The organism is Ectothiorhodospira shaposhnikovii (genome assembly GCF_022227765.1).
GTDB lineage: Bacteria > Pseudomonadota > Gammaproteobacteria > Ectothiorhodospirales > Ectothiorhodospiraceae > Ectothiorhodospira.
The window spans coordinates 153805-179918 of the sequence record NZ_JAJMLZ010000003.1 but is presented as its reverse complement, the minus strand read 5'-3'; the positions used below and the strand labels follow the sequence as shown (position 1 = coordinate 179918).

27 protein-coding genes are annotated in these 26114 nt (G+C 64.9%); 11 read left to right on the top strand and 16 right to left on the bottom strand.

Features of this window, described 5'->3' with window-relative positions:
- Nucleotide 1: 1 nt before the first annotated feature.
- The 8 genes from uvrC to LQD11_RS05685 form a co-directional block, all read right to left on the bottom strand.
- Nucleotides 2-1837, bottom strand: a complete 1836-nt coding sequence (gene uvrC / locus LQD11_RS05720) for an excinuclease ABC subunit UvrC (RefSeq protein WP_238616668.1) — start codon at nucleotides 1835-1837, stop codon at nucleotides 2-4.
- Nucleotides 1834-2493, bottom strand: a complete 660-nt coding sequence (locus tag LQD11_RS05715; RefSeq protein ID WP_238616667.1) for a uracil-DNA glycosylase — start codon at nucleotides 2491-2493, stop codon at nucleotides 1834-1836. The genes uvrC and LQD11_RS05715 overlap by 4 nt, the downstream gene beginning before the upstream one ends.
- Nucleotides 2494-2524: 31 nt before the next feature.
- Nucleotides 2525-3244 (bottom strand): response regulator, encoded by a 720-nt coding sequence (locus LQD11_RS05710; protein WP_238616666.1) that lies wholly within the window; start codon nucleotides 3242-3244, stop codon nucleotides 2525-2527.
- Nucleotides 3245-3247: 3 nt separating this feature from the next.
- Nucleotides 3248-3715, bottom strand: coding sequence for a CYTH domain-containing protein (locus tag LQD11_RS05705; RefSeq protein WP_238616665.1), 468 nt, complete (start codon nucleotides 3713-3715; stop codon nucleotides 3248-3250).
- 90 nt (nucleotides 3716-3805) lie between these two features.
- On the bottom strand, nucleotides 3806-4777 hold the full coding sequence (locus LQD11_RS05700; RefSeq protein WP_238616664.1) for a beta-ketoacyl-ACP synthase III: 972 nt from the start codon (nucleotides 4775-4777) through the stop codon (nucleotides 3806-3808).
- A complete protein-coding gene (plsX, locus tag LQD11_RS05695) occupies nucleotides 4774-5802 on the bottom strand; it encodes a phosphate acyltransferase PlsX (protein WP_238616663.1) in 1029 nt (342 codons plus the stop codon). The genes LQD11_RS05700 and plsX overlap by 4 nt, the downstream gene beginning before the upstream one ends.
- Nucleotides 5803-5997: 195 nt before the next feature.
- On the bottom strand, nucleotides 5998-6189 hold the full coding sequence (gene rpmF / locus LQD11_RS05690; RefSeq protein WP_008932652.1) for a 50S ribosomal protein L32: 192 nt from the start codon (nucleotides 6187-6189) through the stop codon (nucleotides 5998-6000).
- 77 nt (nucleotides 6190-6266) lie between these two features.
- Entirely contained in the window at nucleotides 6267-6809 is a 543-nt protein-coding gene (locus LQD11_RS05685) for a YceD family protein (protein ID WP_238616662.1), read from the bottom strand.
- Between the two features lie 123 nt (nucleotides 6810-6932).
- Between LQD11_RS05685 and LQD11_RS05680 the strand changes: the two genes are divergently transcribed.
- Genes LQD11_RS05680 through LQD11_RS05670 form a run of 3 tightly spaced genes read left to right on the top strand, consistent with a single transcriptional unit; the run spans nucleotide 6933 to nucleotide 10801 of the window.
- Nucleotides 6933-8351, top strand: a complete 1419-nt coding sequence (locus LQD11_RS05680; RefSeq protein WP_238616661.1) for an acetyl-CoA carboxylase biotin carboxylase subunit — start codon at nucleotides 6933-6935, stop codon at nucleotides 8349-8351.
- Nucleotides 8352-8369: 18 nt separating this feature from the next.
- Nucleotides 8370-10193 carry a sodium-extruding oxaloacetate decarboxylase subunit alpha gene (gene oadA, locus LQD11_RS05675; RefSeq protein ID WP_008932655.1) on the top strand — a complete coding sequence of 608 codons (1824 nt, stop codon included), beginning with the start codon at nucleotides 8370-8372 and terminating at the stop codon, nucleotides 10191-10193.
- Nucleotides 10193-10801, top strand: coding sequence for a Maf family protein (locus LQD11_RS05670; RefSeq protein ID WP_238616660.1), 609 nt, complete (start codon nucleotides 10193-10195; stop codon nucleotides 10799-10801). The genes oadA and LQD11_RS05670 overlap by 1 nt, the downstream gene beginning before the upstream one ends.
- Before the next feature lie 241 nt (nucleotides 10802-11042).
- Here LQD11_RS05670 and LQD11_RS05665 read toward each other — a convergent pair whose 3' ends face one another.
- Complete coding sequence (locus tag LQD11_RS05665; RefSeq protein ID WP_238616659.1) at nucleotides 11043-11468, bottom strand: FHA domain-containing protein; 426 nt, start codon at nucleotides 11466-11468, stop codon at nucleotides 11043-11045.
- A gap of 219 nt (nucleotides 11469-11687) precedes the next feature.
- Here LQD11_RS05665 and LQD11_RS05660 point away from each other — a divergent pair, with 219 nt between their 5' ends.
- The 3 genes from LQD11_RS05660 to LQD11_RS05650 all read left to right on the top strand — a co-directional run bounded on the left by LQD11_RS05660 (nucleotide 11688) and on the right by LQD11_RS05650 (nucleotide 13783).
- Nucleotides 11688-12524 carry an L-lactate dehydrogenase gene (locus LQD11_RS05660; RefSeq protein WP_238616658.1) on the top strand — a complete coding sequence of 279 codons (837 nt, stop codon included), beginning with the start codon at nucleotides 11688-11690 and terminating at the stop codon, nucleotides 12522-12524.
- A 185-nt stretch (nucleotides 12525-12709) separates the two neighbouring features.
- Nucleotides 12710-13537, top strand: a complete 828-nt coding sequence (locus LQD11_RS05655) for an ion transporter (protein ID WP_238616657.1) — start codon at nucleotides 12710-12712, stop codon at nucleotides 13535-13537.
- Between the two features lie 57 nt (nucleotides 13538-13594).
- A complete protein-coding gene (locus tag LQD11_RS05650; RefSeq protein ID WP_238616656.1) occupies nucleotides 13595-13783 on the top strand; it encodes a hypothetical protein in 189 nt (62 codons plus the stop codon).
- A 1-nt stretch (nucleotide 13784) separates the two neighbouring features.
- Here LQD11_RS05650 and LQD11_RS05645 read toward each other — a convergent pair whose 3' ends face one another.
- The 4 genes from LQD11_RS05645 to LQD11_RS05630 all read right to left on the bottom strand — a co-directional run bounded on the left by LQD11_RS05645 (nucleotide 13785) and on the right by LQD11_RS05630 (nucleotide 16092).
- Nucleotides 13785-14138: a metalloregulator ArsR/SmtB family transcription factor gene (locus LQD11_RS05645; RefSeq protein ID WP_238616776.1), complete on the bottom strand. Its 354-nt coding sequence runs from the start codon at nucleotides 14136-14138 to the stop codon at nucleotides 13785-13787.
- A gap of 67 nt (nucleotides 14139-14205) precedes the next feature.
- Complete coding sequence (locus LQD11_RS05640) at nucleotides 14206-14343, bottom strand: hypothetical protein (protein WP_008932661.1); 138 nt, start codon at nucleotides 14341-14343, stop codon at nucleotides 14206-14208.
- On the bottom strand, nucleotides 14328-15155 hold the full coding sequence (ubiG, locus tag LQD11_RS05635; RefSeq protein WP_238616655.1) for a bifunctional 2-polyprenyl-6-hydroxyphenol methylase/3-demethylubiquinol 3-O-methyltransferase UbiG: 828 nt from the start codon (nucleotides 15153-15155) through the stop codon (nucleotides 14328-14330). Before ubiG ends, LQD11_RS05640 begins: the two co-directional genes overlap by 16 nt.
- 7 nt (nucleotides 15156-15162) lie before the next feature.
- Entirely contained in the window at nucleotides 15163-16092 is a 930-nt protein-coding gene (locus LQD11_RS05630) for an NAD(P)-dependent oxidoreductase (RefSeq protein WP_238616654.1), read from the bottom strand.
- 176 nt (nucleotides 16093-16268) lie between these two features.
- Between LQD11_RS05630 and LQD11_RS05625 the strand changes: the two genes are divergently transcribed.
- The 3 genes from LQD11_RS05625 to lexA all read left to right on the top strand — a co-directional run bounded on the left by LQD11_RS05625 (nucleotide 16269) and on the right by lexA (nucleotide 18662).
- Nucleotides 16269-17207 carry an ATP-binding cassette domain-containing protein gene (locus LQD11_RS05625; protein WP_238616653.1) on the top strand — a complete coding sequence of 313 codons (939 nt, stop codon included), beginning with the start codon at nucleotides 16269-16271 and terminating at the stop codon, nucleotides 17205-17207.
- A 1-nt stretch (nucleotide 17208) separates the two neighbouring features.
- Nucleotides 17209-17988, top strand: a complete 780-nt coding sequence (locus LQD11_RS05620) for an ABC transporter permease (RefSeq protein ID WP_238616652.1) — start codon at nucleotides 17209-17211, stop codon at nucleotides 17986-17988.
- A gap of 74 nt (nucleotides 17989-18062) precedes the next feature.
- On the top strand, nucleotides 18063-18662 hold the full coding sequence (gene lexA / locus LQD11_RS05615) for a transcriptional repressor LexA (RefSeq protein WP_238616651.1): 600 nt from the start codon (nucleotides 18063-18065) through the stop codon (nucleotides 18660-18662).
- Here lexA and LQD11_RS05610 read toward each other — a convergent pair.
- Nucleotides 18654-19661, bottom strand: coding sequence for an alpha/beta fold hydrolase (locus tag LQD11_RS05610; protein ID WP_238616650.1), 1008 nt, complete (start codon nucleotides 19659-19661; stop codon nucleotides 18654-18656). The two genes, lexA and LQD11_RS05610, sit on opposite strands and share 9 nt — an antisense overlap.
- A 144-nt stretch (nucleotides 19662-19805) precedes the next feature.
- Here LQD11_RS05610 and LQD11_RS05605 point away from each other — a divergent pair, with 144 nt between their 5' ends.
- On the top strand, nucleotides 19806-21323 hold the full coding sequence (locus LQD11_RS05605; RefSeq protein WP_238616649.1) for a DUF2868 domain-containing protein: 1518 nt from the start codon (nucleotides 19806-19808) through the stop codon (nucleotides 21321-21323).
- Nucleotides 21320-22705, top strand: a complete 1386-nt coding sequence (locus LQD11_RS05600) for a GTPase/DUF3482 domain-containing protein (RefSeq protein WP_238616648.1) — start codon at nucleotides 21320-21322, stop codon at nucleotides 22703-22705. The genes LQD11_RS05605 and LQD11_RS05600 overlap by 4 nt, the downstream gene beginning before the upstream one ends.
- 116 nt (nucleotides 22706-22821) lie before the next feature.
- Here the strand turns inward: LQD11_RS05600 and LQD11_RS05595 are convergent, their stop codons facing one another.
- Together LQD11_RS05595 and pabB are read right to left on the bottom strand one after the other, a co-directional pair.
- Nucleotides 22822-24477, bottom strand: a complete 1656-nt coding sequence (locus LQD11_RS05595) for a methyl-accepting chemotaxis protein (protein WP_238616647.1) — start codon at nucleotides 24475-24477, stop codon at nucleotides 22822-22824.
- Between the two features lie 114 nt (nucleotides 24478-24591).
- Nucleotides 24592-26013, bottom strand: coding sequence for an aminodeoxychorismate synthase component I (gene pabB / locus LQD11_RS05590; protein WP_238616646.1), 1422 nt, complete (start codon nucleotides 26011-26013; stop codon nucleotides 24592-24594).
- Nucleotides 26014-26114: the final 101 nt, after the last annotated feature.

Sequence of the window (26114 nt, the reverse complement as noted above, 5' to 3'; positions counted from 1 at the left end):
ATCAGTCGTCATGTAGCGAATCGAAAATCTGCTGCGCCAGCTTGCGACTGATGCCGGGCACCTTGGCGAGCGCTTCCACGTCGGCACGGCACACACCTTGAAGCCCGCCGAAGTGTTTCAGTAACTGCTGGCGTCGCTTGGGACCCATGCCGGGTATCTGCTCCAGCGGTGAGGTACCGCGGGCTCTGGCACGGCGCTGCCGGTGCCCGGTGATGGCAAAGCGGTGGGCCTCGTCCCGAATCTGCTGGATGAGATGCAGCGCCCTGGAGCCCGGCGGCAGTATAGACGGCTGGGCCGCATCGCTCAAGATCAGGGTCTCCATCCCCGGACGACGGTCCTCGCCCTTGGCCACACCGACCACCATGACGCCACTGACCTGCAGCGTCTCCAACACGTCCAGGGCCTGGCGCACCTGCCCCTTGCCGCCGTCGATGAACAGGATGTCCGGCAACTTGCCCTCACCGGCCTTGAGACGGGTATAACGTCGCATCAGGGCCTGGCGCATGGCGGCATAGTCATCCCCCGGCGTGATGTCCTTGATGTTGAAGCGGCGGTAATCGGACTTGAGCGGCCCCTCTTCGTCAAAGACCACGCAGGAGGCCACGGTCGCCTCGCCCTGGGTGTGGCTGATATCGAAACACTCCATCCGCCGTGGCGGATCATCCAGGTCCAGGGCATCCTGCAGGGCCTCCAGGCGCTCCCGCATGCCGGCGCGCCCGGCCAGGCGGGTCGCCAGGGTCATCCGGGCATTGCGTATCGCCATCTCGAGCCAGCGGGCGCGATCTCCCCGCACCTGCCAGGCCAGCGTCACCTTCTGCCCGCGACGCAGGGTGAGCATGTCTTCCAGCACGGCCCGATCCTCGGGGGGGTGACTGAGAATGAGCCGGGAGGGGACTTCACGATTCAGGTAATACTGGCCTAGGAACGCCGTCATCAGCGACCCGTCGGCGACGTCATCCGGCACCCGGGGAAACAGGGATCGGTTGCCCAGGTTCAGCCCCCCGCGAATGGAGAAGACCTGCACGCAGACCTCCCCCGCTTCCCGGGCGACGGCAATGATGTCCACGTCGCCGTCTTCCGCGCTGACGTACTGACGCTCTGAGAGTTGCCGTAGCCGCGCAATCTGATCCCGGATACGGGCGGCCTGCTCATACTCCAGGGCGGCGGCGGCCTGCTCCATTCCCTGCACCAGATCCGCGATGATACGCTCACTGCGTCCTTCGAGAAAATCCACGGCATGGCGCACATCCACCCCATAGGCATCGGCATCGATCAAGCCAACGCAGGGTCCGCTGCAGCGCTGGATCTGATACTGCAGACAGGCACGGGAACGGTTCTGAAAGAAGCTGTCCTCGCAGGGACGGATCAGGAACAGCTTCTGCAACAGCTGGATGGTGTCACGGACCGCGCCGCCCGAGGGATAGGGACCGAAATAGCGGCCGGATGCCTTGCGGGCACCACGATGAAAGGCCAGGCGGGGATAGGGATGATGAGAGATGAAGATATAGGGGTAGGATTTGTCATCCCGGAACAGGATGTTGTAACGGGGCCGGTGCTCCTTGATCAGATTGTTTTCCAGCAGCAGGGCCTCGGCCTCGCTGCGGGTGACGATCACCTGGACATCCCGGATCTGGGCCACCATGGCAGCGATCCGGGCATTGGCCACCGTGGGACGAAAGTAGCTGGATACCCGCTTCTTCAGGTTCTTGGCCTTGCCCACATAGAGCACGGCGCCCTCCTCCCCCACCATCCGGTAGACCCCGGGCTGGGTGGTGAGGTCGGCCAGAAAGCGACGCGGATCAAATGCGTCGGACTGCAGACCTTCGGTGATGATCATGAACCGTCCAGATGCCGCTTCACCTGTGCAAAAACCACCTTGAACATCTCGCTGGTCAGGCGACCTGTCTGGGTGTTGTAACGACTGCAGTGATAGGAGTCCACCAGCATGAGCCCGTTGCCCAGGGCATGCTCATGACCATGGCCGAACCGGTGAGCCGACTGCCGCAACCCCAGGGCGCGCAGTACCGCATTGTGGGCCACGGTACCCAGGGCCAGCACCACGCTGCCCGGAGCCAGCAAGGCCAGTTCCCGGGCCAGGTAGTCGTTGCAGGCCCGGACTTCAGGGGTGAGCGGCTTGTTCTCGGGAGGCAGGCACTTGACGGCATTGGTGATTCGACAATCTCTCAGCTTCAGCCCGTCATCACGGCTGCTTGACTCCGGTGCACTGGCGAAACCCATCTCAAACAGGGTCTGGTAGAGCAGGATACCGGCGAAATCCCCCGTGAACGGACGGCCGGAGGCATTGGCACCATGCATCCCCGGGGCCAGGCCCACGATCAGCAGCCGGGCCTCGGGATCCCCAAAGGGAGGCACCGGGGCGGCATGATAGCCGGGGTGACGGGCACGCACCCGGGTCAGAAAATCCACCAGCCGCGGACAACGGGTACAGGCCGGATCAAAACAGTCCGGAGGGACGGGACACACTGGATTCATCGGATCTGACGCTCGCCGGCCGGGCCGGCACTTACTCGGAGGATGGGCAAGGGGTCATGATACCGCGATCGATGGCCATGCGGAAAAGCTCCATGTCCGACGCGCAGCCAAGCTTCTCGCGCAAACGCGCCTTGTAGGTACTGACCGTCTTCACGTTCAAATCCAGCGCGGCGGCGATCTCTCCCGGCTTCTTGCCCGCCACCAGCAGCATCAGGATCTGGCGTTCCCGATGGGAGAGCCGGGTCATCGGATCCGGCTCCCCGGAATCGGTTTGCGCCAGTTTCCGGGCCACACTGGGGGTGACATGCCGGTCGCCCTGCATGGCCAACCGGATGGCATGAACCAGTTCCTCCTCCCCCGCGCCCTTGCTGAGGTAACCGGCGACGCCGCTGTCGAGCATCCAGCCCACATGGGGGCCATCCTCCTCCACCGTCAGGGCAATCACCTTCAGCCCGGGCCGCAGGGCCAACGCCTTGCGGGTTGCCTCCAGCCCCCCCATGCCAGGCATATTGAGGTCCATCAGAACCACGTCGGGACGCAGACGTGACAGCTGCTCCAGGGCCTCCTCACCGGAGGCGGCCTCGCCGACCACCTTGATGCCGGTGCGCTCGGTTTGGGCGTTCAGCAGTCCACGGATGGCGCGACGCACCAGCAGGTGATCGTCCACCAGCAGCACATCCACCATCAGGGCAGTCCGTCCGGTATTGTCCATGATCTCCCCTGCGGCACGAATCCCGGTTGAGGAAGACATGACTCACCAGTCCTTGTAGGGATGCCGGACCAGGCTCGTGTTGTAATAGCGGACATCGTGGGAGACCTCTTCTCCCACCCAGGACGGCAGGGCGGGAATCTCATCCACGTGCCTCAGTTCCACCTCGGCCACCACCAGCCCCGCGTTGTCGCCCTCAAACACGTCCACCTCCCAGACATGGTCGCCGTGGGGCACGTAGTGACGGGTCTTCTCGATCAGCGGCTGGATGCAGAGGGTATCGAGCAACTCCCGGGCATCCCGGGCCGGGATGGCATACTCGAACTCCTGACGCTGGACGCCCAGGGTCGCACTCTTGATGTTGAGATACGCCGTGTCGTCGGAAACCCGGATCCGGACCGAGCTTCTCTCGTTACCGCAAAGGTAGCCCTGACGATACCGAACACGCTTGGTGGCCTGGTCTTTCCAGGCGTCGGAAACTACAAGGAATTTTTTTTCGATTTCCTGTCCCATGGCGGTCCGTGGACACCCCTGCGGTGGATACGCCCGCCATGCTACCACGATTCGAAAGGCTTTCGGGCATCGGATGCCGCGATGCAGCAATCAGAAATGGAGCAGGGCCGATCCCCAGGTGAAACCACCACCGAAGGCCTCCATCAGCACCAGATCGCCTCGCTTGATCCTGCCGTCACGCACCGCGGCATCCAGCGCCAGGGGAACGGAGGCGGCGGAAGTGTTGCCGTGCTGTTCCACGGTCACGATCACCTTCTCCATGGGCATCTTCAACTTGCGGGCGGTGGCCTGGATGATCCGGATATTGGCCTGATGGGGGATCAGCCAGTCCACCCGGGACTGGTCGATGCCGCCGGCTTCCAGGGTTTCCTCGACGATGCGACCCAGGGTATTGACCGCCCACTTGAAGACCTCATTGCCCTTCATCTGCAGGTAGGCCTCGCCGGCCACCATGTCGGCATAACCCTTGCCGACACCCCGGGGCACACTGAGCAGGCTCTCGTAGCGGCCATCGGCATGCAGGTGGGTGGACAGGATGCCGGGTTCCTCGGAAGCCTCCAGAACGACCGCGCCCGCGCCGTCGCCGAACAGGACACAGGTCCCGCGATCGGTCCAGTCCAGAATGCGGGAGATGGTTTCGGCGCCGACCACCAGGGCGCAGCGAGCGCTGCCGGCACGGATGAACTGATTGGCCACGCCCAGGGCATAGACGAAGCCGGTGCACACCGCCTGAATATCAAAGGCGGCACAGCCGTTGTGAATCCCCAACCGCTGCTGCAACAGGCAGGCGGTACTGGGAAACACCTGATCCGGGGTCGTGGTGCCGACGATGATCAGGTCGATGTCTTCCGGGCGTCGCCCCGCCATGGCCAGGGCGGCCCGTGCCGCCTGCTCCGCCAGGTCGCAGGTGGTTTCATCGGGGCCGACGATGTGGCGCTGCCCGATCCCGGTGCGTTCACGAATCCATTCATCGGAGGTTTCCACGATCTTTTCCAGATCGCGATTGGTGAGCACCTTTTCCGGAAGATAACTCCCGGTGCCCGTAATCCGGGAGTAGATCACTGTTGGTTCGCCTCTTTGAGCAGTTCTTCCAGCCGCTTGTCGATGCGTTGCGGCACCCGTTTCTGAGCCTCCAGGCGAGCGATGCGGATGGCATTCTCGAAGGCCACGGCATCGGCCCCTCCGTGGCTCTTGATCACCACCCCCTGCAGCCCCAGCAGGCTGGCACCGTTATAGGCGCGAGGATCGATGCGCTTGCGGAAGGCCTTGAGCACCGGCATGGCGACCAACGCGGCCAGCTTGCTGTACAGGCTGCCGGCAAACTCATTGCGCATGTAGTGGGAGACCATGCGGGCCACCCCTTCACTGGTCTTGAGGGCGACATTACCCACAAAGCCATCGCAGACCACCACGTCCACGTCACCGCAGTAGATGTCGTTGCCTTCGACGAAACCGATGTAGTTCAGGTGGCTGGCCTCAAGCATTCGCGCCGCCTCCTTGACCTGATCGTTGCCCTTGATCTCTTCCTCGCCGATGTTCAGCAGGCCGACCCGGGGCGAAGCGATATTGTCCACCGCACTGGCCAGCTCGGAACCCATCACCGCAAACTGATAAAGATGGGTGGCGGTGCAGTCCACATTGGCCCCCAGATCCAGCATGTGGGTGTGGCCCTTGATGGACGGGATGGCGGTGATGATGGCCGGTCGGTCGATGCCCGGCAGGGTCTTGAGCACGTAGCGCGCCGTGGCCATGAGGGCACCGGTATTGCCCGCGCTGACGCAGGCATCGGCCTGCTGGTGCTTGACCAGGTTGATGGCCACCCGCATGGACGAATCCTTCTTGTTGCGCAGGGCCTGGGAAGGGGGCTCATCCATGCCCACCACCTGGCTGGCATGATGCAGGCGCAGCCGATCGGACGGCGCCTTGCCGCAGGCAGCCAGTTCCTGCCCGACCCGCTCCTTGTCGCCCACCAGGATCAGGTGGATGTCGGAAAACGCTTCCAGGGCCTTGACTGCCGCAGGGACAACCACGTGGGCACCATGATCACCGCCCATGGCATCCAGTGCGATGGTAAAGATTCCACTCATGGGAAAACCTGCTTTGAATCAGCGCGAAAAAGCTTCGCGGACAGTGTCCACGAAGCCCATGGAATACTGCCTGCGGCTCCATCCGGTAGGCGGCACGACGTGGGCAGGATGACACACACGCCGGCCCGATGCGAGCCGCGGCCCCTGTTGGGGCGGACGGCCGCCGGACCCTGCCGGATCCGGTCGGCGCAGGTCTTACTCTTCGTCCTGCTGTTCCTTGGCCTTGATCACCTGACGGCCACGGTAGAAACCGTCGGCACTGATGTGGTGACGGCGGTGGATCTCACCGGTGGTGGGTTCGGTGGACAGGGTGGGACCCTTGAGGGCGTCGTGGGAACGACGCATGCCCCGACGGGAAGGGGTGGTGCGACCTTGTGCAACAGCCATGGTGTCATCTCCAATCTATACTGAAAAACATCAATGCCCCACGGGTCCCGACCGGAACCCGGGGGGCATGGGGTGTTTCAACTGTCTGCGCCCTGCCCGCCCTTGAGGCGGCCCAGCACGGCAAACGGGTTGTTCTCTTCTTTTTGCGCGGCCTTCACATCCCGGCCGTTGAACTCGGGCTGAAGCCGGGCCACGCATGCCTGCTCCGGGTGCAGGGGCACCACCGGCAGGCACAGCATCAGTTCGTCTTCCACCAGCGCCGCCAAATCCAGGCGCTCGTCGCCGACCACCAGCACGTCTTCCTCGTCCAGGGCGCCGGCGGCCTGGCGATCTTCCTGTACCAGTCGCATCTCGAAACGGCTGTCCACCGGCAAACGCATGGGCTCCAGGCAGCGCTGGCACAGGGGAGCCAGCTCGGCCACCACATGGCCGGTCAGCCGGGGCCTGCCGGAGGGGCCGCGGTCGAAAGTCAGTTCCACCCGGCACAGGCCCCGGGCCGGCTCGCCCATCGCCTCCGCCAGACGAGGCATGGCGGCCATATCCAGCACGCCCTCCAGGACGCGGGACTTGTCCGCCAGGCGGAAGGGATCGACCAGTTCGGGTAGCAGGCTGTCGGACATAAGCGCGCAATTCTAAAGGCGTTCTCGCACCAGTGTCAAAAGCAATCTGCCCCCTTCTGCTTGAAAAGCCCCGCCCGGTTCAAGGATACTGAGGTCTTTGCTTATAACGTGCGGGATGCTTGCGTGATAAATAAGTTACTGATTGCCAACCGCGGCGAGATCGCCGTCCGCATCATCCGTGCCTGCGCGGAAATGGGGATTACCTCGGTGGCGGTCTACACCGACGCCGACCGTCACGGCCTCCATGTCAAGAAGGCCGATGAATCCTACTCCCTCGGCCCCGACTCCCTGGCCGGCTACCTGAACATTCATCGCCTGGTGAACGTGGCCCGCGGCGCCGGCTGTGACGCCATTCATCCCGGCTACGGCTTCTTGTCGGAGAATCCCCAGTTCGCCCAGAACTGCGCCCGGCGCGGCATCCAGTTCGTCGGACCGGACGCGGAGATCATCCGCCGCATGGGCGACAAGGTGGCCGCCCGCGAGGCCATGGTCGCCGCCGGCGTCCCCGTGGTTCCCGGCAGTGACGGCAACCTCCAGGACGTGGAGGAAGCCGCCGCCCTGGCCGAGAAGATCGGTTATCCGGTCATGCTCAAGGCCACCAACGGTGGCGGTGGCCGCGGCATCCGTCGCTGCGACGACGAGACCGCCCTGCGCCGCAACTATGAGCGGGTACGTTCCGAGGCCACCAAGGCCTTCGGCAGCACCGAGATCTTCATGGAGAAGGCCATCATCAATCCGCGCCACATCGAGGTGCAGATCCTGGCCGACCGCCACGGCAACGTGATTCACCTGTTCGAGCGCGACTGCTCCATCCAGCGCCGCCACCAGAAGCTGGTGGAGATCGCCCCCTCTCCCCAGCTCTCCGAGGCCCAGCGCCGGGAGGTGGGCGAGCTGGCGGTACGGGCGGCCCGGGCGGTGAACTATGAAAACGCCGGCACGGTGGAGTTCCTCATGGACGCCGACGGTCGCTTCTACTTCATGGAGATGAACACCCGGCTGCAGGTGGAACACCCGGTCACTGAAATGATCACCGGCGTGGATATCGTGCAGGAACAGATCCGCGTGGCCTCGGGACTGCCCCTCACCTACCCTCAGGATCAGATCACCCGGCGCGGATTCGCGGTGGAATTCCGCATCAACGCCGAGGATCCCAAGAACGACTTTCTGCCCAGTTTCGGCCGCATCACCCGCTACTTCGCCCCCGGCGGGCCGGGCGTGCGCACCGATGGCGCCATCTATACCGGCTACCACATCCCCCCTCACTATGACTCCATGTGCGCCAAGCTCGTCGTCTGGGCCATGGACTGGGACAGCCTGATCCGCCGCGCCCGCCGCGCCTTGGGCGACATGGGGGTCTACGGGGTGAAAACCACCATCCCCTACCACCTGGAAATCCTCAACAGCGAAGCCTTCCGCCAGGGCAGTTTCGACACCGGTTATGTGGATGCCCATCCGGAACTGACCGATTACTCCGTACGCCGTCCGACCCGCGAACTGGCTGCCGTCATCGCCGCCGCCATCACGGCTCACAAGGGTCTTTAAGACAAAAGGTATTGATAGATGTCCAAGGTAACGATTACTGACCTGACCCTGCGTGACGGCCACCAGAGCCTGATCGCCACCCGCATGCGCACGGAAGACATGCTCCCCATCTGCGAGAAGCTGGACGCGGTGGGGTTCTGGTCCCTGGAAGTCTGGGGCGGCGCCACCTTCGATACCTGCCTGCGGTTTCTGAAGGAAGACCCGTGGGAGCGCCTGCGCAAGCTGCGCGAGGCCCTGCCCAACACCCCCTTGCAGATGCTGCTGCGGGGCCAGAACCTGCTGGGCTATCGCCATTATGCCGATGACGTGGTACGGGATTTCGTCGCCCGCTGCGCCGACAACGGCATGGACGTCTTCCGCATCTTCGATGCCATGAACGACACCCGCAACGTGCGCGTCTCCATCGAGGCGGTGAAAAAGGCGGGCAAGCACGCCCAGGGCGCCATCAGCTACACCACCAGCCCGGTGCATACCCTGGACCAGTTCGTGACCATGGCCCGGGAGATGGTGGAGATGGGCTGCGACAGCATCGCCATCAAGGACATGGCCGGTCTGCTCACCCCCCGGGCCGCCGGCGAACTCACCGCCGCCCTGGTGGACGCAGTGAAGGTGCCCGTGCACCTGCATACCCACGCCACCGCGGGCCTTTCCGAGATGTGCCACCTCAAGGCCATCGAAAACGGCTGCAGCAACATCAATACCGCCATGTCCGCCTTTGCCGGCGGCACCAGCCATGCCCCCACCGAGAGCATGGTGGCGGCACTGCGGGATACCGAGTACGACACCGGCCTGGACCTGAACCTGCTGCAGGAGATCGGCTTCTATTTCCGGGAGATTCGCAAGAAGTACCACCAGTTCGAGAGCGAATACACCGGTGTGGATACCCGGGTGCAGACCACCCAGATCCCCGGCGGCATGATCTCCAACCTCATCAGCCAGCTCAAGGCCCAGGGCGCCCTGGATAAGGTGAACGCGGTGATGACCGAGATCCCGCGGGTACGGGAGGATCTGGGCTATCCGCCCCTGGTCACCCCCACCTCCCAGATCGTGGGCACCCAGGCCGTGATGAACGTCCTCACCGAGTCCCGCTACAAGACCATCACCAACGAGGTGAAGCTCTATCTGCAGGGCCGCTACGGCCGTACCCCCGGCCACGTCAACAGCGTGGTCCGGCAAAAGGCCATCGGCCACGCCGACGTCATCGAATGCCGGCCGGCGGATCTGCTGGAGGACGAAATGGACGCCCTGCGCGGCCAGATCGGCGAACTGGCCCATTCCGAGGAAGACGTCCTCATCTATGCCATGTTCCCCGAGATCGGCCGGGAGTTCCTGGAACAGCGCCGCGACGGCAAGCTGGTCCCCGAACCCCTGGAACCCCTGGGCGGCCAGGGCGAGGACAAGGTGGCTCCGGTGGAATTCAAGGCCACCCTGCATGGGGAGACCTACCATATCAAGCTCACCGGCACCGGCCACAAGCGGGATCACATGCGTCCCTTCTACGTGACCGTGGACGGCATGCCGGAAGAGATCGTCATCGAGACCCTGGACGAGATCCTGGTGGACGGGGACAACGGCGCGCGGCGCGGCGGTCCCCAGGGCAGCGGCCGCCCCCGGGCCACCAAGCCCGGCCATGTCACCACGTCCATGCCGGGCACCATCATCGACGTACTGGTCAAGGAAGGGGATACGGTCAAGCCCGGTGACGGCGTGCTGATCCTGGAGGCCATGAAGATGGAAACCGAGGTCCAGGCCCCGGTGGGTGGCGTGGTCAAGGCCATTCACGTGTCCAAGGGCGACAGCGTCAACCCGGATGATGCCCTGGTGGAAATCGAGGAAGCCTGATGACGCGGGCGGCACGCACCCTGGTTCTGGCTTCTACCTCACCGTTCCGGCGCGAGCTGCTGGAACGGCTGGGGTTGCCGTTTTCGACTTGCGCCCCGGACGTGGATGAGACCCCCCGGCCGGGGGAGTCTCCCGCGGCCATGGTGGCCCGCCTGGCCCGGGCCAAGGCGGAAGCGGTCCGGGACCGCTTTCCCGGGGCCCTCATCATCGGCTCGGACCAGTGCGCGGAACTCGATGGAAAGATACTGGGCAAACCCGGCAATCATGAACGGGCCGTCGCCCAGTTGAGCGCGGCCTCGGAGCGCAGCGTGGCCTTTCATACCGGATTGTGCCTGCTGGATGCCGAAAGCGGTGAGAGACAGGAGGCAGTGGAGCCCTTCCGGGTACACTTTCGCACCCTGGGCCGGGAAGAGATCGAGGATTACGTGCGTCGGGAACAGCCCTACGGCTGTGCCGGCAGCTTCAAGTCGGAAGGTCTGGGGATTGCCCTGTTCGAGCGCCTGGAGGGTGACGATCCCACCGCCCTGATCGGGCTACCCCTGATCCGTCTGTGCCGGATGCTGACCCGAACCGGGATCCCGGTCTTGAGCCGCCCGGCGGCAGAGTGACCTGGGAACCGCCAGGATCGCCCCCTCTCCGGTCAGTCATTCCCAATTCCGGTCAGTCAGTCCTAATTCCGGTCAGTCATTCCCGCGAAAGCGGGAATCCAGTCAGCACAGAGCACGGAAATCCTGGGCTCCCGCTTTCGCGGGAGCGACGGGAAGAACCTCAAAATGATATTCGCCGCTGGCAAGTCATGGAGCACAGATAAGATGGAGCACAGATAGGAGGGTACAGACGCCACTACTACTAATGGGGCACGGAAAATGTCACCAGATCCGCGTCACCCTCCGTCACGGGGCGCCCGAGACTGACGACCCCCTCCCCCACCAGCGGTAGCTCCTCACCATTGAGCAGACAGATCTCGTCCATGCCGTGGATGCGGACATAGGTGCCATTGGTGCTTTGATCCACCAACACGAACTTGCCTTTGCGGTAAATCACCCGCGCATGGTGACGGGAGGCAACGGGCACATTCACCACCAGGTCACAGTCGGCACTGCGGCCGACCACAAAGACCCGCGCCCCAGCCTTGAACTCATGCTTCTCCCCATGCACCGAGAAGGCCATGACCGCGTCGAGGTTGTACAGAGCGCGCACCGCCTCCGCACTGATGCGCTGAGTTGGAGAGCCTTCTTCATGTTCATCATCTGGAATGCCGGAAACTGACTTCATCTGCGAACCACCCATGTTCTGCAAAATATTTTTGTAAGGATTCTACATCGACGTTGCAAAAGGTTCTGTGATGGCCTGCTGAATTCATCCAGACTAACTGTCAAGAGCCACGCCGGGACGCATCTTCCCGGCCGTGGGTCGTGGAAGATCCACACCATGTCGATAAAAGGCAAATTATTGACATTCCAGGAGTGTAAAGCATCTTTGGAGGCATCGCAGATGAGCAGACTCAGCAGCGTGGGTATCATCGGTACGGGTAACGTGGGTGTCGCCGCCGCCTACTCCCTGTTCCAGCAACAGACCACCGGCCGCATCATCCTGGTGGACCGGGACCGGCGGCGGGCCGAAGGCGAGGCCATGGATCTGATGCACGGGCAATCCTTGGTGGGCCGGGTTTCGGTCCTGGCGGGAGACTTTCCGGATCTATCCGAGTGCGGCGTGATCGTCATCACAGCCGGGGTCAGCCAGAAACCGGGAGAGTCCCGCCTGGAACTGCTCAACCGCAATACCGCCGTGTTCAGGGAAATCGCCGCCCACCTGGATCACCACGCCCCCGACGCGGTCCTGGTCATTGCCACCAATCCAGTGGATATCCTGACCTACGTGATGCAGCACCTAAGTCGGCGCCCTCCGGAACGGGTCATCGGCACCGGCACCATGCTGGACACCTCCCGCTTCCGGGCTGCCCTGGGAGATTACTACGGGGTAAACCCCCGCTCCGTCCACGCCTATATCATGGGAGAACATGGTGATTCGGAAGTCCCGGTCTGGAGCACCGCCAGGGTAGGAGGACTGAGCATCCATCAGCAGACCATCAACGGTAGGGATTTCGATGCCCAGGCCATGCAGCGCCTGTTCCAGGGGGTAAAAAATGCCGCCTACGACATCATTGCACGCAAGGGCTACACCAACACCGCCATCGGCCTAGTGATCAGCCACCTGATCAGTGTGATCCTGGAAGATCAGAAAAGCGTCCTGCCGGTAAGCGTCAACCCGGCCGGGACCTATGGCCTGGCGGATGTCTGTCTGAGCATCCCCTGCATCGTTGATCAATGAAGAAGAACTCAAGGGCATGCACGACTCCGCCGACGTGCTCAAGCACAGCCTGCAAGGCATGCAACTGAATTGATTCCATGCCCCTGATGATTGTGCCGGAGGGCGGATTTCATTAATCTGCCCCACGCTTGGGCGCCCTGTCCGCCCGTTTTCCAGCCGCAACAGAACACCCGGGAGTTTCCGACATGCAAGCCGAGGCCGGCCTTCGCGCCCGAGTGGGCGCCTTCATCGAATCGGCGCCGATTCAGCGCCTGATCATCACACTGATCCTGATCAATGCCGCGATTCTCGGTCTGGCCACCTCGCCCACGCTCATGGAAAAGGCCGGTCCCTGGCTGATGAATGCCGACCGCGTCATCCTGGGGGTGTTCGTGGTGGAAATCCTGCTCAAGCTCTACGCCCAGGGCCTGAGCTTCTTCCGCCGTCCCTGGAACGTCTTCGACTTCCTGGTGGTGACCATTGCCCTGATCCCCACCACCGGCCCGCTGGCCGTACTGCGTGTGCTGCGTGTGCTGCGCCTGGTATCCATGGTGCCCAAGCTGCGATTCATCGTCGAGGCGCTGCTCAAGGCCATTCCCGGCATCCTGTCGATCTTCGGGCTGCTGATCCTGCTTTTCTATGTGTTCGCGGTCATCGCCACCGGCCTGTTCGGTTACTCCCATCCGGAGTGGTTCGGCCACCTGGGCCGATCCATGTACACCCTGTTCCAGGTGATGACCCTGGAGAGCTGGTCCATGGGCATCTCCCGCCCGGTGATGGAAACCCATGCCTGGGCCTGGGTGTTCTTCGTGCCCTTCATCCTGATCGCCACATTCACCATACTCAACCTGTTCATCGCCATCATCGTGAACACCATGCAGTCCATGCAGGAGGAGCAGCAGAAATTCGAGCATGACACCATCGAAGAGGTGGTGCATGCGGAAAACGCCCAGCTCCACGAGGACCTCAAGGCGCTGCGCCAGGAAATCTCGGCCCTGCGCCAGGAAATCTCGCAACTGCGCGGCAAGGACTAGGCCGCGCCATCGGCAATCCGGCCCGTCCCACGGGACGGGCCCGGCAGGAGGCGACCAGTGAGCGAAGAACCGATGTCCACGGACAATCCGAAGCCCTATACCGGTCCCGAACGACGCAAGGGAGAGCGGCGCAAGCTGCCCGATCGCAGGGAAATGATCCGTTTCGAACTCGAAAAGGAACCCCGAAGGTCCGGCAAGGATCGGCGCAAGAGCCGACAGGACCTGTGGGCAAGACGGGATTTCTAGCTCAGGCGGCGCATCCCCTCCCGGGGCGGCCGTCCATGGCGTCAAGACGCGCACGGTCGTCGCGGTAGGGGGGCGTACCGCCACAGGCCCGTGTCGTCTGCCGCAACACTTCCCGCACCCAGGCCGGCAGCGCGGGATTGATGCGATAGAAGATCCACTGCCCCCGGCGCTGGTCGGCCACCAACCCGCTCTCCCGCAGCAAGGCCAGGTGCCGCGACATCTTCGGCTGCGGCACACCGATGGCATGGGTGAGCTCGCACACGCACAGGGCATCCTCCTCGACGAGGAGGACCAGGCACCGCAGGCGGGTGGTATCGGACAGGGCCTTGAACACGGATTCCGGCGAGATCATCATGGGGTGACTATAGGCCAAGGGCAAACCGTGGAACAAGCCGCTGCCGACGCTCATCGCCGGGTGACGTTCACTCCCGGCCGTCCCGACCGTAGACCACCACGTAGGCCCCGTAGAGAAACAGCACACCGCCCGCCACAATGACAGGCATGGATCCCAGCAGGAAACCCACATGGCCCAGGGCATATCCGATCACGAACCACCACATGTGCGACTCCTCAATTCCGTCACTCCCGCGAAAGCGGGAGTCCGGGTTGTCATCAGCATATAGTTCACCCCCAGATAGCCGGTGAGGTACATGCCGCGGTTGAAGGGATTGACCCTGACGCCGGTGCGCTCCAGCACCCGCAAGCCGTCCGGCACCAGCAACGCCTCCAGTTCCGCGGGTTTTGGGAAGCGTCGCCACTGATGGGTCCCCCGGGGCAACCAGCGCAGGATATATTCCGCCCCCAGGATGGCCACGATGAACGACACCGGGTTGCGATTGATGGTGGCGATAAAGCTGTACCCTCCCGGGCTGACCAGTTGGTTGCAGGCGGCCATGAAGCCCGGCAGATCCGCCACATGCTCCACCACTTCCATGTTCAGCACCACATCGTACTGTTCTCCGCGGGCGGCCAGGGTCTCCACCGGCACCGCCTCGTACTGGATGTCCAGCCCGGAACGCGCGGCATGCAAGCGGGCCACCGCAATGTTCCTTTCGGTCACGTCCACCCCCTCGACTCGGGCACCCAGACGGGCCATGGACTCGCTGAGGATGCCGCCGCCGCAGCCGATGTCCAGCAGGCGCAGACCCGTCAGGGGACGAGGCGCAGACGGATCGCGGCCGAGATGGGCGCAAAGCCGCTGGCAAATGTAGTCGGTGCGCAACCGATTGAGGGTGTGCAGGGGCCAGAAGGGGCCGCTTTCATCCCACCAGCGATCCGCCAGGGCGGTATAACGGGCCACCTCCTCCGGGTCGATGGAAGACGGCTTGGGGGCTTCGGACAGGTTCACGTTCGCTCCGGTCTGTGGATCCATGGTGATTCTATTCCTGTTCGGCCGTTGCAAGAGGCGATCGGTTCCCGCCGTTCATCGGTCCCGGAGGCGCCAGCCGGCGCAACACCTCGGCCACCACGGCGGAATCCTCCTCTCCATGCCCCAGTCCCACGGCGGCGCTGATCCACTGGGCGGACAGGGCGGTGCCCGGCAGGGGCAGGCCCAGATCCGCCGCCGCCCGCAGGACGATGGCCATGTCCTTGTTATGCAAACGAGCCTTGAAGCCCGGGGGATACTCCCGCCGGATCATGCGTTCCCCGTGCACCTCCAGCACCCGGGAATAGGCCAAACCGCCCATGAGGGCCTCGCGCATGGCCGCCGGGTCCACCCCGGCCGCCTCCGCCAGACTGATGGCCTCCGACACCGCCACCATGGTCTGGGCGACGATGAGCTGATTACAGGCCTTGGTGAACTGACCGGCCCCGGAGCCCCCCACATGGGTGATGGTCCGGCCCACCACCTCCAGCAGCGGCCGCACCCGCTCCAGGATGGCGGTCTCGCCGCCCACCATGATGGTCAGGGTACCGTCAACGGCGCCGCGCTCGCCGCCGGACACCGGGGCATCCAGCAGATGGATCCCCCGCTCCGCCAAGGTGTCCGCCAGCCGCCGGGTGACGGTGGGCGAGATGGTGCTGTGGTCCACCACGATCATCCCCGGCCTGGCGCCCTCGGCCACGCCGTCAGGCCCCAGCAGAACCTGCTCCACATCGGGTGTATCGGACACATTGGTGAAGACCACATCCACCTGCCGGGCCAGATCCGCGGGACTGTCGGCCCAATGGGCGCCCTGCCCCAGCAGGGTGGTCACGGTCTCCGGGCGACGGGCCCAGACGGTGACGTCATGCCCCGCCGCCAGCCAGTGTCCCGCCATGGGGCGCCCCATGATGCCAAGACCGATACAGCCGATTTTCAGCGTCATTGAAAAAACTCCCTCCGCGTTATTGAAAAAACCGTTTCAGAACATCCCTGAATATTCCCTCGGGGTTTGCTGTCTGACGACATCCCCCCCTTCACCGGAACGGGACCGACAAAAATGCCTGCCGATAGGTTAGCCTGTCCACCGCCCCAAGACCCGGAAGGATTGCCTTGCCCCACATGGACCCGCTCGATCTCCCCTCGATCCCCGCCCCCATTGCCCAGGCCCAAGGACTGGTCAAGCGCTATGATGGCCGTCTCGTGGTCGATCATATCGACCTTACGGTCCAGCCGGGTGAGTGCTTCGGCCTGCTGGGCCCCAACGGGGCCGGCAAGACCACCACCCTACGCATGCTGCTGGGATTGACCCCGCCCGACGAAGGTACCCTGTCCGTGCTGGGTGAACCCATCCCGGAGCGGGCCCGGGAGGCCCGCCGGCGACTGGGGATCGTGCCCCAGTTCGACACCCTGGACCCGGACTTCACCGTACGGGAAAACCTCCACACCTACGCCGACTATTTCGGCCTCAAGGGACGGGCACGCCGTGAGCGGGTGGAGGATCTGCTCCGCTTCGCCAGCCTGGAATCCCGTCGGGATGCCCCCATCAGTGCCCTGTCCGGCGGCATGAAACGTCGCCTGACCCTGGCCCGCGCCCTCATCAACCAGCCCGAACTGGTGGTGCTGGACGAACCCACCACCGGCCTGGACCCCCAGGCCCGGCATCATATCTGGCAATGCCTGCGCGGCCTGCTCAAGACCGGCACCGCCCTGATCCTCACCACCCACTACATGGAAGAGGCGGAGCGGCTGTGCGATCGCCTGGCCATCATCGATCGGGGCCGCGTGGTGGCCCGGGGCTCACCCCAGTCCCTGATCCATACCCATATCGAACGCCATGTCCTGGAACTCAACGGACCGGCCGCCATGGACTGGCTGACGCATCAGGCGGGAGAACTTCAGGCCCGGGTCCGGCAAATCGGCGACCTGGCCCTGATCTACACCGATCAGGCCGGCCCCCTGATCGCGCGCCTGGAACAGGCCGGTATCCGATACCTGCATCGTCCCGCCAATCTGGAGGATGTCTTCATGAAGCTCACCGGTCACGAACTGAGGGACTGAAATGTCCGCTTTCCCCCTACCCAAGCTCAGCCTGCGATTCATTCCGGTGTGGCGCCGCAACCTGCGGGTCTGGCGCAAGATCATGGTGCCTTCCGTCATGGGTAACTTCGGCGAGCCGGTACTTTACCTACTGGCCTTCGGGTATGGCTTCGGCCGCCTGGTGGGAGATCTGGGGGAGTTACCCTACATGGTGTTCCTGGCCTCGGGCATCGTCTGCTCCAGCGCCATGTACACCGCCAGCTTCGAGGGCATGTACTCCGCCTATACCCGGATGTCGGAACAGAAGACCTGGGACGGCATGCTGGGCGCCCCCCTCAACCTGGACGACATCGTGCTGGGCGAGATCATCTGGGCCGCCACCAAGGCACTGTTCAGTGCCGGCGCCATCCTGCTGGTGGCCGCCGTGCTGGGCCTGATCAGCGATCTGCGCGCCCTGCTGGCCCTGCCGGTCATCCTGCTGGCGGGCTTTTGCTTCGGTGCCTGCGCCATGGTCGTCACCGCGGTCTCCCGCAGCTATGACTTCTTCCTCTACTACTTCACCCTGGCGGTCACCCCCATGCTGCTGCTTTCCGGAGTATTCTTCCCCCTGGAACAGCTCCCGCCCGCCGTGGTGGCCATGGCCTGGGCCCTGCCCCTGGTGCATGTGGTCGAGATCGTCCGTCCCCTGATGACCGGGGCCTGGCCATCCCAGGTGCCGCTGCACCTGTCGGTGATTCTGGTCTATGGTCTGGTGGGGCTGACCGTGGCCACGGCGTTGCTGCGGCGACGGCTGATGCGCTGATACCGACTTGCCAATGACCGGGGCTTGCCCTACTGTGCAAAGATATACCTTCGCCCATTGATCGAGAGCCTGTCATGGAAAAGCTCACCCCCCGCCAGACGGAAATCCTCGATTTCATCCGCGACTGTCTGCAATCCAACGGCCTGCCTCCCACCCGGGAGGAGATCATGCGGGCCTTCGGCTTTCGCTCCCCCAACGCCGCCGAGTGCCACCTGCGCACCCTGGCCCGCAAGGGGGCCATCGAGATCCTGGCCGGCACCTCCCGGGGCATCCGCCTGCTGGGGGGGACGGGACTGCCCCTGGTGGGCCGGGTGGCCGCCGGGGCGCCCATCCTGGCCCAGGCCCATATCGAGGATCATTACCAGCTGGACCCACGCCTGTTCAGGCCCCGACCGGACTACCTGCTACGGGTCCAGGGTGACAGCATGCGCCTGGCCGGCATCCTGGACGGAGACCTGCTGGCGGTCCATCGCACCCACGAGATCCGCAACGGCCAGATCGTGGTGGCCCGTCTGGAGGACGAAGTCACCGTGAAACGCTTTGAACGGCAGGGCCACCGGGTTCGGCTGAAGCCGGAAAACCCCGACTACCGGCCCATCGAAGTGGACCTTCGCAGCCAGTCCCTGGACATCGAGGGCATCGGCGTCGGGGTCATCCGCGGCGGTTCATGGTGAGGTCTCGGGGGCTGCCCGTGCCAGCCAGTCACGCACCGCCGCCGCTACCGCCGCCGGACATTCCTCCTGGGGTACGTGGCCGCACTCGGGCAGCAGGATCCGGTCCGCCGCCGGCAATGCCAGGGCGGCGCGGATGGAATCCTCCGGCGACACCACCCGATCCTGCTCACCGATGATCACCAACGCCGGCTGACGGATGTCGGCCAGATGGGCACTGACATCCACCGGACTGGACATGGCCCGCACGAACAGTTCACCCCAGGCCAGATCCCAGTGCCGCACCTGGGTATGCAGGGTGGTCAGTGCCCGGCGCTCATCGGTGATGCGCTCCGGGTCATGGTAGGACAGATCCAGCAGAGCGCCGCTGCTGCCCAGTCGGCGGGCCAGCCACAGGTTCAGACGCCGCAACTGAGGCCATTCCGCCACCGACTCGGGGAAGCTGGGCCGATTTACATAGACCCAGGGATTGACCAGCACCAGTCCGCTCACCCGCTCGGGCCGGCTCAGGGCCGCCTCCATCGCCAGGGTGGCGCCGGAGGAATTCCCCACCAGTACTGCCTGCTCCACCCCCTTGGCGTCCAGAAAGGCGAACAGGTGTTCCAGGGCCGCGGCCTTGGTAAAGGGGTTGCTGCCGGACCATTCCCCCCGCACCGGCTTGGCGCTCAGGCCGTAGGGCACCTGATCGTAGGCCAGCACCCTGCCTGCCCCGTCCAGGTCGTCCATCATCCCGTTCCAGGTGAAGGCGTTGAAGGTGAAGCCGTGCAGCAGCACCAGAACGGGGCCCTCGGCGGCCTCCTGTTCCCGCTCCAGGTAGTGAATCATCAGGCCGTCCGTGCCGTCATGGGGGATGGTCAGGAAACGACTCTCCGGCAGGGCCACGTCCGTCGCCGAAGACAGATCGGGCAGTGGCCGGGGGGAAATCAGAAACGGCCCCAAAAGCCCCGCCACGAGTGCCAGGGACAACAGACCGCCCAACAGGATCAACAACCATCGCAACATGCCGGCTTCCAGTTCATCAAGGGATGTTCCGACGATTGTATGCGGGATATTCCAAATCCGTCATTCCCAAGCACATGTCCATACCACTGATTTCCTCGCGCCCAGGTTGGCGTCCCGGGGACATGGCCTTATAGTGTGCCCGCAATGAATACCCATATTTCCGACAGGGCGAGCCCAGCCCCCCATGACCGCTTCACCGACCGTCTCGTGGCCGAAGCCGTGCGCCTGCACGAGGATCAGGCCGGTCGCGTGATCGACGAGCCCCATGCCTGGCAGGCCGGGCGTGATGCCGGCGGTGATCTGGAGCATCGGGTGCTGGTTCGCGCGCGAGCCACTCGCCTGGGTGCCCAGGTGAGGGATGCCCTTGGCGGCGCCCGCACCCTGGCGGGCTGGATCCTGATCCTGATCCTGCTGCTCACCGGGCTGAGCGGCATGGCGGCCGCCGGCGCGGCGCTGGCGGCCCCCCTGGTGGCGGGCAGCTCCCAGATCAACATCCTGTGGGCCCTGGGCAGTCTGCTGGGCGTACAGCTGCTGATGCTGCTGCTGTGGGCGCTGTTCATGCTCGTTCGCCCCCGTGGTGGCGGGGGGCTGCTGGGCCAGGGCGTACTGGGTTTGGGTGGGGGACTGGCGCGGCGTCTGGTCCGGGGCCAGGCCCCGGTACTGGCCATCCGCGCCCTGCTGCAACTCATGAGCCGCAATGGCCTCGGACGCTGGTCCGCCGGCACCCTCACCCACCTGATCTGGGCGGCCTTCACCGCCGGGGCCCTGCTCATGTGCCTGTGGGCACTGAGTGTGCGCCAGTATGATTTCGTCTGGGGGACCACCCTGCTGGCGGAGGATCATTTCGTCGGCCTGATCACCGCCCTGGGCCTGTTACCCGGCTGGCTGGGACTGCCCATGCCCGATGAAGCCCTGATCCGGGCCAGCCGACTGGGCGTGACCGAAGACACCCTGGGGCGGGTGCAGTGGTCAAGCTGGCTACTGGGCAGCCTGCTGTTCTACGGCTTGCTACCCAGACTGGGACTGGGTCTGTGGTGCGCCCTGATGGCGCGACGGGCCAGGCGGCGGCTGCGGCTGGATCTGACCGGTCCCGGTTATGCCCGCCTGGCCCCCCGACTGCTGCCCAACTCCCAGCGTCTGGGGGTCGTGGACCCGCCACCGCTGACCCTGATCCATCCCCCCGAGCCGCCCCGTCACCGCGAACGCCACGGGGGCGCTACCCTGGCCCTGCTGGGATATGAGCTGGAACAGGCCGACGACCACTGGATCCAACATCACAAGCGGCCGGCATGGATCCCCCTTGGCCAGGTGGACGACCGGCATACAAGGCGGGATGTCCTGGCCGCGGCGCAGAGCCTGCAACCGCCCCCCGCCGTGGTGGTGGCCGTCTGCTCCCTGGCCCGGACCCCGGATCGCAGTACCGAGGCTTTTCTCACCGAACTGCGCGCCCGGACCCGTGCCCCCGTCTGGCTCCTGCTGGACCAGCAGGACATGGCGCAAACCCGCGGCATCGACCCGCGGGCCCGTCGCACGGCCTGGGAACAACTGGCGGAGCGGGCCGGCGTGGACCAACTCCTGCCGGAGCGACCGGCGGATGCCGACCGGCCGGCGGCGGAGATTCTGGAAGCAGCCTTTGCCGCATCAGAGGATGCCAAACCATGACCTCGATCCTGCAGGTGGCCGTGGTCGGCCATACCAATACCGGCAAGACCTCGCTGCTTCGCACCCTGTCGCGGGATACGGAATTCGGCGAAGTCTGCGATGCCCCCGCCACCACCCGACACGTGGAAGGCACCCAGCTGCTGGTGGACGGAGAGCCCCTCGTGGCCCTGTACGACACCCCGGGCCTGGAAGATGCCTCCGGCATTCTGGACTGGCTGGATGAGGCCGGCGGCGGCCGTCAGACGGGTGCGGATGACCTGGAACGCTTTCTGGCGTCACCGGATGCCGCCGGTCGGTTCGACCAGGAAACCAAGGTGCTGCGCCAGTTGCGGGCCTCCCAGGTGGGCCTCTACGTCATCGATGCCAGGGAGCCGGTGCTGGGGAAATACCGGGACGAACTGACCGTGCTGGGCCTGTGCGCCCGGCCTCTGCTGCCGGTGCTGAATTTCGTCGCCGGCCCCCACAACCGGGCCGAGGAATGGCGGGATGCGCTGGCACGGCTGGGCCTGCATGCCGTGATCACCTTCGACTCCGTGGTCTACGACCTGCAGGGTGAACTGCGTCTGTACGAAAAGCTGCGCAGCCTGCTGGACCCCTGGCGGATTCCCCTGGAACGGCTGATGCAGGCCCGGGAACGGGAGGCCCGCTGGCTCCGGCAGGCGGCGGCGGAAACCGTGGCCGACATGCTCATCGACGTGGCCGCCTGCGTGATGGTGGTGGAGGGCGGGGGCCGGCAAGATACCGAAAAGGCCATGGAGGCCCTGCAGGGTCGGGTCCGGGAGCGGGAGCAGGCCTGCGTGGATGCCCTGCTGAACCTGTTCCGGTTTCGCCCCAGCGATTACCTGGGTGAACGTCTGCCCCTGGAAGATGGGCAATGGGGGCTGGACCTGTTCACCCCCGAGGCATTGCGTCACTACGGACTGCGTACCGGTGAAGGTGCCGCCGTCGGCGGTGCCATGGGGATGGCGGTGGATGTCATGGCCCTGGGCACCACCCTGGGCGCCGGGACGGCGGCCGGCGCGGCGGCCGGGGCCCTGCTGGGCAATACCCTGGATCTTGGGCGCCGGCTCATGCACCGGATGCGTGGCCACCGGGAACTGCGGGTGAACAACAACACCCTGAGACTGCTGGCCCTGCGCCAGAGTCAGTTGGTGGAGGCTCTGATCCACCGGGGACACGGCGCCGACCAGGCGCTGAAGCTGGATACCCCGGCGGACGAGACCTGGCGCAAGGGTTCATTGCCCAAACCGGTGCAGAAGGCGCGGCTGCACCCGGAATGGTCAAGACTGAACGACCATGCGCCCGGCACCGAATCCCGCACCCGTGCTCAGACCCTGGATGTCCTCACCCGGGTCCTGTCCGGAGATGCCGCCACCCCCTGACCCGGGCCGGCGCCCCTGGTTCGCGGCCGCGGGCCGCTCCTCCCGCGGGTGCCGGGGAACGCAGCCTCCCCCCTGCCCGAAGGGGCGGCAGAGGGGTGGGGCACAATCGGGTCCAGTCAAATGCGATAACCGCCGACCCTGACCTGAAGATCGGCGGCGAGACGGGCCAACTCCTCGCTGGCCGAGGCAATCTGGGCGGCGCCCCGGGATGTCTGATCCACCGAATGGCTGATGTTGGAGACGTTGCGATTGATCTCCTCGGCCACCGCCGACTGCTCCTCCGCGGCACTGGCAATCTGAGCATTCATGTCGTTGATGCCGGCAATGGCCTGATTGATCGTTTCCAGGGACTGGCCTGCCCTGGCAGCCTGGCTCACGCTCTCCCGGGCCTTGCCGCGGCCCTGCTCCATCACCTTGACCGCACCGCTGGTGCCGCTCTGGAGCCGCTCGATCATGGCCTGGATCTCCTTGGTGGATGACTGGGTACGGCTGGCCAGGGTGCGTACCTCGTCGGCCACCACGGCAAATCCCCGTCCCTGTTCACCGGCCCGGGCCGCCTCAATGGCCGCGTTCAGCGCCAGCAGATTGGTCTGCTCCGCAATCCCCCGGATCACGTCCAGCACCTTGCCGATTTCCTCGCTGTCGGTGGACAGGCGCCCGATCACCTCGGCGGCATTTTCCACCTCGCCCGCCAGGGCCTCGATGGAAGTAATGGTCTGCTTCACCACCTGGCTGCCGGCATGCGTCTCATGCTGGGTCTCCTGAGCCGCCTGAGCCGCCTCGCTGGCATTCCTGGCCACCTCCTGCACCGTGGCGGTCATCTCATTCATGGCGGTGGCCACCTGATCCGTCTCCGAATGCTGGTGACGAACCTGCTCGCGGGTTTCTTCCGACGTGGTGGAAAGTTGTTCCGAGGCGGATGCCAGCTGGGAGGTAGCCACGGACACCTGACGCACCAGCTCGTGAATGCGTTCGGCAAAGGCATTGAAGGCCAATGCCAGGTCGGCCAGCTCGTTCCTGCCGGTCACCTTGAGCCGCCGGGTCAGATCCCCTTCGCCATCGGCAATGTCCCTGAGGGTGGCGCCGACCTCCCGGATCGGATTGACAATCGAACGGGCAAACACCACCGCACCCACCATGCCCAGGGCAATCACGATCACCAGGGTCATGACCATCCGCACCATCAGGCTGGACATGCCGGAAGCCACGATGCTGTCGGCCTGGGCGCGGGGAATGCCCAGCCCCATGATCCCGATGACTTCGTTACGCTGGTTGAAGATGGGTTCATAGGCGGTCAGGTAGGGGTTGCCGAGAATGACGGATTCCCCCACGTAACGCTGCCCCCTGGCCACCGTCTGATGGGCCGGGGTATCCCGTCCCAGGGGCGTTCCCACGGCCCGGCGCCCGTCGGTACCGATCAGGCTGGTGGACACCCGGACGAATTCATTGCGATCGGCGGCGAAAAAGGTGAATACCAGCCCCAGATCACGGCTGACGGCATCGGCCATGTCATGGCGCCCATCCAGCGGTACTCCCTGGGCATCCACCAGTCGGCCGTCCTGCAACCTCAATTCGCCGTAATACTGCTGCAGGTAGACCCGAGCGGCCTTGAGATCGCCATCCGCCTTGACGAGCAGGCTGTGCTCCACCAGGCTGCGGGCGGTGCCGGCTGCGGACTGATAGGACACCGCGGCCAGCAGGCAGCCCACGGCGGTCAGGCCGACGATGGCCAGCAGGATCAGTCTTGCGCGGATGGTGATGTTATCCAGCATCGGATGTCCTCGGATGTCATTGGAGTCAGGCGGCCCAAGTCGGGAGACGGACGGGCAGGATCACTGGCGGCACGAAAACACGACCGGACGCGGCACCTGATGGCTCTGTTAGTGTTATCGGCCGGCGAGGAGATTTTCTTGAATTCCGTTGCGACCGAAGCCGCTCACATCGAGAAGCTGCATCATGGCCGCCGCCTTGTCCAGGGTTTCCTGATATTCGTGCGCCATCCGCGAACCGGTGGTGATCCCTCCCCCGGCCCAGAACCTGAGCCTGCCATGGCTGTGTACCAGGGTGCGGATGGCGATGTTGGTATCCATGGCGCCGTCAAAGCCCAGATAGCCGATAGCGCCGCAGTAAATGCCCCGGCGGTGCGGCTCCAGCAGCTCGATGATCTCCATCGCCCGCAACTTGGGCGCTCCGGTGATGGAACCGCCCGGGAAACAGCCCCGCAGCAGATCGACGGCATCCCGTCCCGGCGCCGGCCGACCGGTCACGGTACTGACCAGGTGATGCACCGTGGCATAGCTTTCCAACGCGAACAGTTCCGGCACCGCCACGCTGCCGACGGCGCAGGTCTTGCCCAGATCGTTGCGCAACAGATCCACGATCATCACGTTCTCCGCCCGGTCCTTGTCGCTGTTCGCCAGGGCTTCCCGCAATCGGGCATCCTCTTCCGGCGTCCTTCCCCGGGGCCGGGTGCCCTTGATGGGACAGGTGGTGGCCGTGCCGTCCCGAAGGTGCAGGAAACGCTCCGGAGAATTGCTCAGGACGGCCACTTCGGGAAACCGGAGAAAGGCCCCGTAAGGGGCCGGGCTGAGTTCGCGCAAGCGCCGGTAAGCCCCCCAGGCATCTCCCTGGGCCGGGGCCTCGAACCGCTGGGCCAGATTGACCTGATAGCAGTCACCTTCACGGATGAACGCCTGCACCCGGTCAAAGCGTTGATGGTACGCATCGGGGGAAAGGTTGGCGCGCAGCGGCCCGCCCAGGACAAAACCGCCCGGGGGAGCCGACGGCGCCGGATGGCTGAACCGCCGCACCAGGGACTCCCAGCGCTCGGCAGTGCGCGGATCCCGGCCCTGCCCCACCAGCACGCAGGTTCGCAGGTCATGGTCCACCACCACCGCCCAGTCATGGATGCCGAGCATCATCTGTGGCAGGGATTCATGATCCCGGGCCAGGCTGGGCAAGCGTTCCAGGCGCCGTGCCAGATCATAGCCGAAGTAACCGACCGCCCCGCCGGCAAACGGCAGTCCGGCCACCGGGCGGATGGGCTCACCCAGGCGCGCGCGCAGGACCTCGAAGGGATCGGCCCCGGTTGTCTCCAGCAGTTCGCCTTCCCGATTCCGCACCCGTGTCAGATCCCCCTCCGTCATCAGGGTGAGGGCGGGATCGGCGGTGATAATGTCGAAGCGCCCCCTGGTCTGGCCATGACGGGCGCTGTCCAGAAAGACGGCCCAGGGTTCCTCGCGCAGCGCCTCGAACAGGCGGGCGGAATCCTCGGGATAGGGCAAGGGTGCCAATGACACGGGGCACATTGGAAGGTGAATCCATGGGAAGATAGTAGGAGATCCGCATTCTACCGAACCCGATGACCGGATTGCGGTCCCTTGGATGCATTGCCCACGTTTCAGGACAA

Coding starts and splice junctions, on each gene's coding strand:
- uvrC (WP_238616668.1), bottom strand. CDS start 1,837: ATGATCATCACCGAAGGTCTGCAGTCCGACGCATTTGATCCGCGTCGC.
- LQD11_RS05715 (WP_238616667.1), bottom strand. CDS start 2,493: ATGAATCCAGTGTGTCCCGTCCCTCCGGACTGTTTTGATCCGGCCTGT.
- LQD11_RS05710 (WP_238616666.1), bottom strand. CDS start 3,244: ATGTCTTCCTCAACCGGGATTCGTGCCGCAGGGGAGATCATGGACAAT.
- LQD11_RS05705 (WP_238616665.1), bottom strand. CDS start 3,715: ATGGGACAGGAAATCGAAAAAAAATTCCTTGTAGTTTCCGACGCCTGG.
- plsX (WP_238616663.1), bottom strand. CDS start 5,802: ATGAGTGGAATCTTTACCATCGCACTGGATGCCATGGGCGGTGATCAT.
- rpmF (WP_008932652.1), bottom strand. CDS start 6,189: ATGGCTGTTGCACAAGGTCGCACCACCCCTTCCCGTCGGGGCATGCGT.
- LQD11_RS05685 (WP_238616662.1), bottom strand. CDS start 6,809: ATGTCCGACAGCCTGCTACCCGAACTGGTCGATCCCTTCCGCCTGGCG.
- oadA (WP_008932655.1), top strand. CDS start 8,370: ATGTCCAAGGTAACGATTACTGACCTGACCCTGCGTGACGGCCACCAG.
- LQD11_RS05670 (WP_238616660.1), top strand. CDS start 10,193: ATGACGCGGGCGGCACGCACCCTGGTTCTGGCTTCTACCTCACCGTTC.
- LQD11_RS05665 (WP_238616659.1), bottom strand. CDS start 11,468: ATGAAGTCAGTTTCCGGCATTCCAGATGATGAACATGAAGAAGGCTCT.
- LQD11_RS05660 (WP_238616658.1), top strand. CDS start 11,688: ATGAGCAGACTCAGCAGCGTGGGTATCATCGGTACGGGTAACGTGGGT.
- LQD11_RS05655 (WP_238616657.1), top strand. CDS start 12,710: ATGCAAGCCGAGGCCGGCCTTCGCGCCCGAGTGGGCGCCTTCATCGAA.
- LQD11_RS05645 (WP_238616776.1), bottom strand. CDS start 14,138: ATGATGATCTCGCCGGAATCCGTGTTCAAGGCCCTGTCCGATACCACC.
- LQD11_RS05640 (WP_008932661.1), bottom strand. CDS start 14,343: ATGTGGTGGTTCGTGATCGGATATGCCCTGGGCCATGTGGGTTTCCTG.
- ubiG (WP_238616655.1), bottom strand. CDS start 15,155: ATGGATCCACAGACCGGAGCGAACGTGAACCTGTCCGAAGCCCCCAAG.
- LQD11_RS05630 (WP_238616654.1), bottom strand. CDS start 16,092: ATGACGCTGAAAATCGGCTGTATCGGTCTTGGCATCATGGGGCGCCCC.
- LQD11_RS05625 (WP_238616653.1), top strand. CDS start 16,269: ATGGACCCGCTCGATCTCCCCTCGATCCCCGCCCCCATTGCCCAGGCC.
- LQD11_RS05620 (WP_238616652.1), top strand. CDS start 17,209: ATGTCCGCTTTCCCCCTACCCAAGCTCAGCCTGCGATTCATTCCGGTG.
- lexA (WP_238616651.1), top strand. CDS start 18,063: ATGGAAAAGCTCACCCCCCGCCAGACGGAAATCCTCGATTTCATCCGC.
- LQD11_RS05610 (WP_238616650.1), bottom strand. CDS start 19,661: ATGTTGCGATGGTTGTTGATCCTGTTGGGCGGTCTGTTGTCCCTGGCA.
- LQD11_RS05605 (WP_238616649.1), top strand. CDS start 19,806: ATGAATACCCATATTTCCGACAGGGCGAGCCCAGCCCCCCATGACCGC.
- LQD11_RS05600 (WP_238616648.1), top strand. CDS start 21,320: ATGACCTCGATCCTGCAGGTGGCCGTGGTCGGCCATACCAATACCGGC.
- LQD11_RS05595 (WP_238616647.1), bottom strand. CDS start 24,477: ATGCTGGATAACATCACCATCCGCGCAAGACTGATCCTGCTGGCCATC.
- pabB (WP_238616646.1), bottom strand. CDS start 26,013: ATGTGCCCCGTGTCATTGGCACCCTTGCCCTATCCCGAGGATTCCGCC.